This is a genomic window from Halalkalibacter alkaliphilus (assembly GCF_023555415.1).
Taxonomy (GTDB): domain Bacteria; phylum Bacillota; class Bacilli; order Bacillales; family Bacillaceae_D; genus Halalkalibacter; species Halalkalibacter alkaliphilus.
In genome coordinates this window covers 67,334-73,393 of sequence record NZ_JAKRYL010000022.1, presented here as the reverse complement: position 1 = coordinate 73,393, position 6,060 = coordinate 67,334, and the positions used below count along the sequence as shown (strand labels likewise).

The following is a 6,060-nucleotide window of genomic DNA, read 5'->3' as shown; positions in this document are numbered from 1 at the left end:
GCTCGAAAATCTATCCTTCCACTTTTTTGCGCTTGCAAATTTCTAAAAAAATCCGAGAAATAATCTTTACAATAAACACCGCAAACATGGAGTGGACCCAAGTCCATCCCCCTTTAAACTTGAGAGCCTTCGTGCATCGCTCAAGCCAAATTTCATAGACAGCTTGTGGTATCCCAAATAACATCAACTTTCCGATGATGCCAGGTAACTTTGAGTTGTATGTTGATTGACAATACCAAACTGATAAGATAGGGCAAACTAAAAAATCATATATAACATTAATTTCAAATTTTTTTGGTAAAAAACGAACCGGGTATTTCAATTTTTTTGTCTTCACTAACGTTTTATCAAATGCATAATTTACAAGACCATCTACAATGAATAAAGGCAACCAAAATTTCACTGACGGCCTTTTAAATAATGTCGGGAAACTTAATATCCCAAAGATGATTCCTAAGTTTAAGATTACTCGTTCCTTCATAAAAATGCACACTCCTTTATATAATGTAGAGTGTGCATTCGCAAATAAAACTATGATGATTTTACTTACCTAATACTGCCACAACCAGTCCTATTGCTAAGGCTATCATTGGCACTACGACGAAGTTAAAAATCATTTTTTTGCGTTGCTTTTTCTTAAAAGCTTCTTCAGGTGTTAAAAACATTTATTTCCTCCATATTTTTTATTTCACACAGAGGACGATTACATCCGGTAGCTGGCTGGCATACTGGCATTCCAATGAAGCCCCTTTAGCTTTGCGTCATCAACTTTCGGTGATTTTGCCCTTTTCGCATGTGTGTACATGTTAATTATCGACACCATTAAACAAATGTTTAGATTTAATTTTATTTACCTGATTAAGTACCTGTAAATAAGTCATAAAAAAAGGCCAGAGTAGAGTTTTCATCTCTACTCTGGCTATACATCTTAGCACCAGCCCTCGTCACAGCCTTCTACGTAAGATTTTACTTCATTAGGATTTTCTTGCTCATAGCGAAAGATTTTATCTTTATCAAATTCAAAGCCTTCAGCCATCTCATGCTGAAATCCTTCGTTTGTTTCAATCACTTTCCCTACTTGCGCATCCCCCATATATAAATTCATATGGCCATTCTCATACTTTCCCTTTACTTTGCTTGTAACGTCAACACGTACGAGACTCATGATATAACCTCCTTATACAGAAGTTAGTTTTATGGTGCCCTGGCGTGACGATTTGCAATCATGGGGATATTATGAAAGTGAGGAAGAGCGGTGGGGAGGCGGTTCGTTACCTGCCTGAACCAATAACAACAAGTTTCTTTCCTCATAAAGCTGTTATTGGACTTTACGATGCAAAAACCTAGGGGTAACAGCCTTCATAATAACGATGATGGACTTTTCAGAAACCGAAATCCAAGGGTAATGTTCTTCATAAAGCTGATGAAGGACTTTACAAGAAAGTAACCCAGAGGTAATGTTCTTCATAAAGCCAATGATGGACTTTTCTGACCTAAAAACCATTGGTAATGTCCTTCATAAAGCCGATGCAAGAACTACGAGACAGATACCCAACAACGGTACGACTCTTTCTTTTAGAATGAATCAAAAATAGCCAAAAAGGAATGGTTTACCTTTTTGGCCTAGATAGTGCGAACATAGTTTGCACTGGCTCCACTCGCCGTGCGCCTTCCCGCGAAGTTCGCTCAAAAGGCTTAAGACATTACGGCGGCTCCGCTCAGTGCATCGAGGATTAGAAAAAAGGGAAAACCACCCTTTTTTCTAATCCTCGCTAATCATGTCCTCGTATTGTTCTGCTGTCATTAGTTTGTCAATTTCGCTTGAGTCGCTTGGTTCAACGACGATCATCCAAGCTTTTTCGTATGGTGACTCATTAACGAATTCAGGAGAATCGTCAAGGTCTTCATTTACTTCTACGACCTTACCGCTAATTGGTGCATATAATTCAGAAACCGTTTTTACTGACTCCACGCTACCGAAAGGCTCGTCCGCTTCAATCTCATCGCCTACTTCTGGAAGTTCAACGAATACGATATCTCCAAGTTCAGATTGAGCGAAATCCGTGATCCCAACACGAACTTTCTCTCCTTCAACTTTTACCCATTCGTGCTCTTCTGAATACTTTAATTCCTTAGGTAAATTGCTCATTCCTAATACCTCCATCTAAAATAATACAAATTTTACTACATTATACCTTCTTTGCCATTGAAAACAAACAGTTAGCTCCAAGATTCCTCAAATTGTTCTTCTTTAAAACCTACTGTCACCTTGCTGCCATCTGTTGTAATCGGACGTTTGATCAGCATGCCGTCGGAAGCAAGTAAGCTAAGAGCTTCATCTTCACTCATATCCTTAATCTTATCCTTTAGTCCGAGTTCACGATATTTTTGACCGCTTGTATTAAAAAACTTTTTGAGCTCTAAGCCACTTTTTTCAAAAAGATCACGCAGCTCTTCTTTTGATGGTGGATGTTCTACAATATGTATAGCGTTCACTTCAATTCCTTTGTCAGCAAACCATTTTTTCGCTTTTCTACATGTACCACATTTTGGGTACTCATAGAACGTAATAGCCATTTTCTCCCCTCCTCCCATGTCATTATTTTGTTCAAAAGCATAACAATATACACCTTTTTTAGGGAAAGCCCCTAATGATTGGTGCTTTCCCTTATTTATTATTGCTCATCTTCTGTTTGTTCACAATTATTTAGCTCAATGATTTGCTCTGTATTCCATGTTGTCTGCAAAGCATCATGAGTAGAGCCTTCAATTGAAGCGGATTGTTCTTCTACACCGGTTAATGGAGCGGTGTAGCTGATTTTCTCTTTTTTTGACAATTTGGATCTCCTCCTCTGCTCGTCCTTGCTTTAGGTTGTGTTATTACAAGGGAAAACATGTGTCCGCCAAGTAATTAGCATATTCCTGCGAGGAAATAGTCCACCAACACCAGTATAATGGCAAAGAAGCCTCAAATATTTGAGACTTCTTTACACTGAGAGGAGAATGCTCCATTTGAAAGGAGTATATTTTATTTTTTGAGAGAGATGAACCTCTCAAAAGTGATCACATCATTACACAACATAGCGTTTTTCTTCTAATACAACTCCAGCAATTTGGCGTTTCTTTGCAATCACATTGATTGGCGTGTGGCGTGTTAGCTTACGAAGAACGCCTAGCATTGTGCGGAGTTTATCGCCTTCTTCCATACCTACGAGAGATTCCTTTGCATGTGCTTCTATACGGTTAAAGGCTTCTTGGCAATATACTTGAGTCATGAGAAGCTTTTGCTGAGCTTTTTCTTCCCCTGATTTATTGATAGCCTTTTCGGTACGTAGGATGACCGATTCCATCGAATAGATTTCACTTACGATGTCAGCAACATTTGAAAGTTGTTCTTGTTCGTGCTGGAGTTTTTCTGCATATTTTTGAGCACCATTTCCAGCAACCATTAAGAAAATTTTCTTCGCCATTCCGAGCATATATTTTTCTTGCTCAAGTGGCTCATCACCAATTTCTTGCGGCATTAGCATCATGATTTCTTCTTGAAGAGCTGTTGCCTTTTGTAGTAGTGGCAGTTCACCTTTCATTGCTTTACGCATGATGGTTCCAGGAACAAGAAGGCGGTTGATTTCATTTGTCCCTTCGAAAATTCGATTAATGCGCGAATCTCTGTACATGCGCTCAACTTCATATTCAGCCATGAACCCGTATCCACCATGAATTTGAACGGCTTCATCAACGACGTAATCAAGTGTCTCAGATCCAACTACTTTATTTAAGGAGCATTCGATGGCGTACTCAGCAATGGCTTTGGCTACCTTGAGACCATCTTTTTGCTCTTCATCAGATAAACCGCCAAGACGTTCTTCAAACAGGCCTCCTGTTCGGTAGATCGAACTTTCTGCTGCGTATGTTGCTACAGCCATATTCGCTAATTTTTCTTGAATGAGCGTGAATTTACCGATTGGGGTTTTAAATTGTTTTCGCTCAGTCGCATAAGTTGCCGCAAGCTCTAGTGCTCGCTTCGCACTTCCAACACAACCAACTCCAAGCTTGTAACGCCCAACATTTAAGATGTTAAAAGCAATGACATGACCTTTTCCGATTTCACCAAGGACATTATCAGTAGGAACAAGTGCATCTTCTAAAATTAATGTTCTTGTTGAGGAGCCTTTGATCCCCATTTTCTTTTCTTCTGGACCAGTTGAGACCCCCTCAAAGTCCTTCTCGACAATAAAAGCTGTGAACTTATCTCCATCAATTTTGGCATAGACAATAAACACATCTGCAAAAGCCGAATTCGTAATCCACTGTTTTTCTCCATTTAATATATAATGTGTACCGGCTTCATTTAGGACAGCTGTTGTCTTTGCTCCTAGGGCATCAGAACCTGAGCTAGGCTCTGTTAATGCATATGCTGCGAGCTTAGCACCTGATGCCAAATCAGGAAGATATTTTTCTTTTTGTGCATGGCTGCCGAAAAAAACGATAGGTAACGAGCCAATTCCAACATGTGCACCGTGGCTAAGGCCGAACGCGCCTCCACGAACGAATTTTTCAGAAATAAGAGAAGAACTAATTTTGTCTAGCCCCAGACCACCATATTCTTCAGGCACATCAGCTCCAAGCAACCCAAGCTCTCCAGCCTCTTTTAGTAATCGAACCGTGTGATCAAATTGATGCTCTTCAATTTTTTCTAACACCGGCTCAACTTCCTTAATGACAAACTCTTCTGTTGTTCGGCCAATCATAACATGTTCGTCTGTGAAATCCTCTGGAGTAAATAACTTATCTGCCTCAAGATCCTCTACTAAAAAGCTCCCGCCTTTGACTACTTTATCTTCTGTTTGACTCATATCCTCATCCCCCTTTTTTATTAGCCAATCAGTTCAAAAACTCCAGCAGCTCCCATGCCTCCGCCGATACACATTGTGACAATACCAAACTGTTCATTCCGACGCTTCATCTCATGCATAAGGGATAGTGTTAATTTCGTACCCGTACAACCGAGTGGATGCCCGAGTGCAATCGCACCACCATTGACATTGACTTTATCATGGTCAATGTTTAAGTGACGGATGACTTGTAATGCCTGAGAAGCAAAAGCTTCATTTAATTCAAATAGTCCTATATCCGATAGTTCTAGCCCCGCTAGCTGCAATGCTTTAGGGATTGCTTCAACTGGGCCGATCCCCATAATCTCTGGTGCTACACCTGCTACTGCAAAGGAACGGAATTTTACAATTGGTTGTAACCCGTTTGCCCTAGCTTCTTCAGAGTCCATCACTAATACAGAAGCTGCCCCATCGCTCATTTGTGACGAGTTCCCTGCTGTTACACTTCCTTTTGGGTGAAAGGCGGGCCTGAGTTTTGCTAACCCTTCTATAGATGTATCTGTTCTTACACCTTCATCCGTTGTAAATTGAACATGTTTCTCTTTCAATTTATGATCATCACCAACCGAGCGAAGTGTTACATCGACTGGAACAATTTCATCTTGAAAGTATCCTGCCTGAATTGCAGCTGCCGCCCGTTTATGACTTTCTACTGCAAAGGCATCCTGGTCCGCACGGCTCACCTCAAAGCGACTTGCTACCTCTTCAGCTGTATAACCCATTCCCATGTAATATTCAGGCTGTTCTTCTACAAGCTTCACATTTGGAGCAATAACATGACCGCCCATTGGAATCATGCTCATTGACTCTGCTCCTCCAGCTATGATTGCTTTTGAATAACCGAGCATGATTCGCTCAGCTCCGTATGCGATGCTTTGTAATCCAGATGAACAATAACGGTTGATCGTAATGGCTGGGACGGTGTTCGGAAGTCCTGCTAACGCAGAAATGTTTCGAGCCATATTCATGCCTTGTTCAGCTTCAGGCATCGAACACCCGATAATCACGTCCTCAACACGTGACGCATCAAAATCTCCGGCACGTTTCAACGTTTCACGAACCGTAATCGCACCTAAATCATCTGGACGGACGTTTGCTAACGTGCCTTTCTTGGCTTTTCCGACTGGTGTACGTGCACCAGCTACAATCACTGCTTCTCTCATTG

The 6,060-nt window shown here is 40.9% G+C and carries 8 protein-coding genes and 1 riboswitch; all 8 genes read right to left on the bottom strand.

Annotation, left to right across the window (positions count from 1 at the left end):
* Positions 1-10 precede the first annotated feature (10 nt).
* Entirely contained in the window at positions 11-481 is a 471-nt protein-coding gene (locus tag MF646_RS18125; RefSeq protein WP_250097925.1) for a CBO0543 family protein, read from the bottom strand.
* A gap of 61 nt (positions 482-542) precedes the next feature.
* Positions 543-665 carry a hypothetical protein gene (locus MF646_RS23320; protein ID WP_275980364.1) on the bottom strand — a complete coding sequence of 41 codons (123 nt, stop codon included), beginning with the start codon at positions 663-665 and terminating at the stop codon, positions 543-545.
* A 43-nt stretch (positions 666-708) separates the two neighbouring features.
* Positions 709-795, bottom strand: a riboswitch (cyclic di-GMP riboswitch).
* Positions 796-928: 133 nt separating this feature from the next.
* Positions 929-1,165 carry a YusG family protein gene (locus MF646_RS18120; protein ID WP_250097924.1) on the bottom strand — a complete coding sequence of 79 codons (237 nt, stop codon included), beginning with the start codon at positions 1,163-1,165 and terminating at the stop codon, positions 929-931.
* Positions 1,166-1,762: 597 nt separating this feature from the next.
* Complete coding sequence (gcvH, locus tag MF646_RS18115) at positions 1,763-2,149, bottom strand: glycine cleavage system protein GcvH (RefSeq protein ID WP_250097923.1); 387 nt, start codon at positions 2,147-2,149, stop codon at positions 1,763-1,765.
* Between the two features lie 71 nt (positions 2,150-2,220).
* A complete protein-coding gene (locus MF646_RS18110) occupies positions 2,221-2,577 on the bottom strand; it encodes an arsenate reductase family protein (protein ID WP_250097922.1) in 357 nt (118 codons plus the stop codon).
* Between the two features lie 98 nt (positions 2,578-2,675).
* On the bottom strand, positions 2,676-2,837 hold the full coding sequence (locus MF646_RS18105) for a hypothetical protein (RefSeq protein ID WP_250097921.1): 162 nt from the start codon (positions 2,835-2,837) through the stop codon (positions 2,676-2,678).
* Positions 2,838-3,071: 234 nt separating this feature from the next.
* The gene (locus MF646_RS18100; RefSeq protein ID WP_250097920.1) at positions 3,072-4,856 is read right to left on the bottom strand and encodes an acyl-CoA dehydrogenase family protein; all 1,785 of its coding nucleotides are present in this window, start codon (positions 4,854-4,856) and stop codon (positions 3,072-3,074) included.
* Positions 4,857-4,876: 20 nt separating this feature from the next.
* Positions 4,877-6,058, bottom strand: a complete 1,182-nt coding sequence (locus tag MF646_RS18095; protein ID WP_250097919.1) for an acetyl-CoA C-acetyltransferase — start codon at positions 6,056-6,058, stop codon at positions 4,877-4,879.
* Positions 6,059-6,060: the final 2 nt, after the last annotated feature.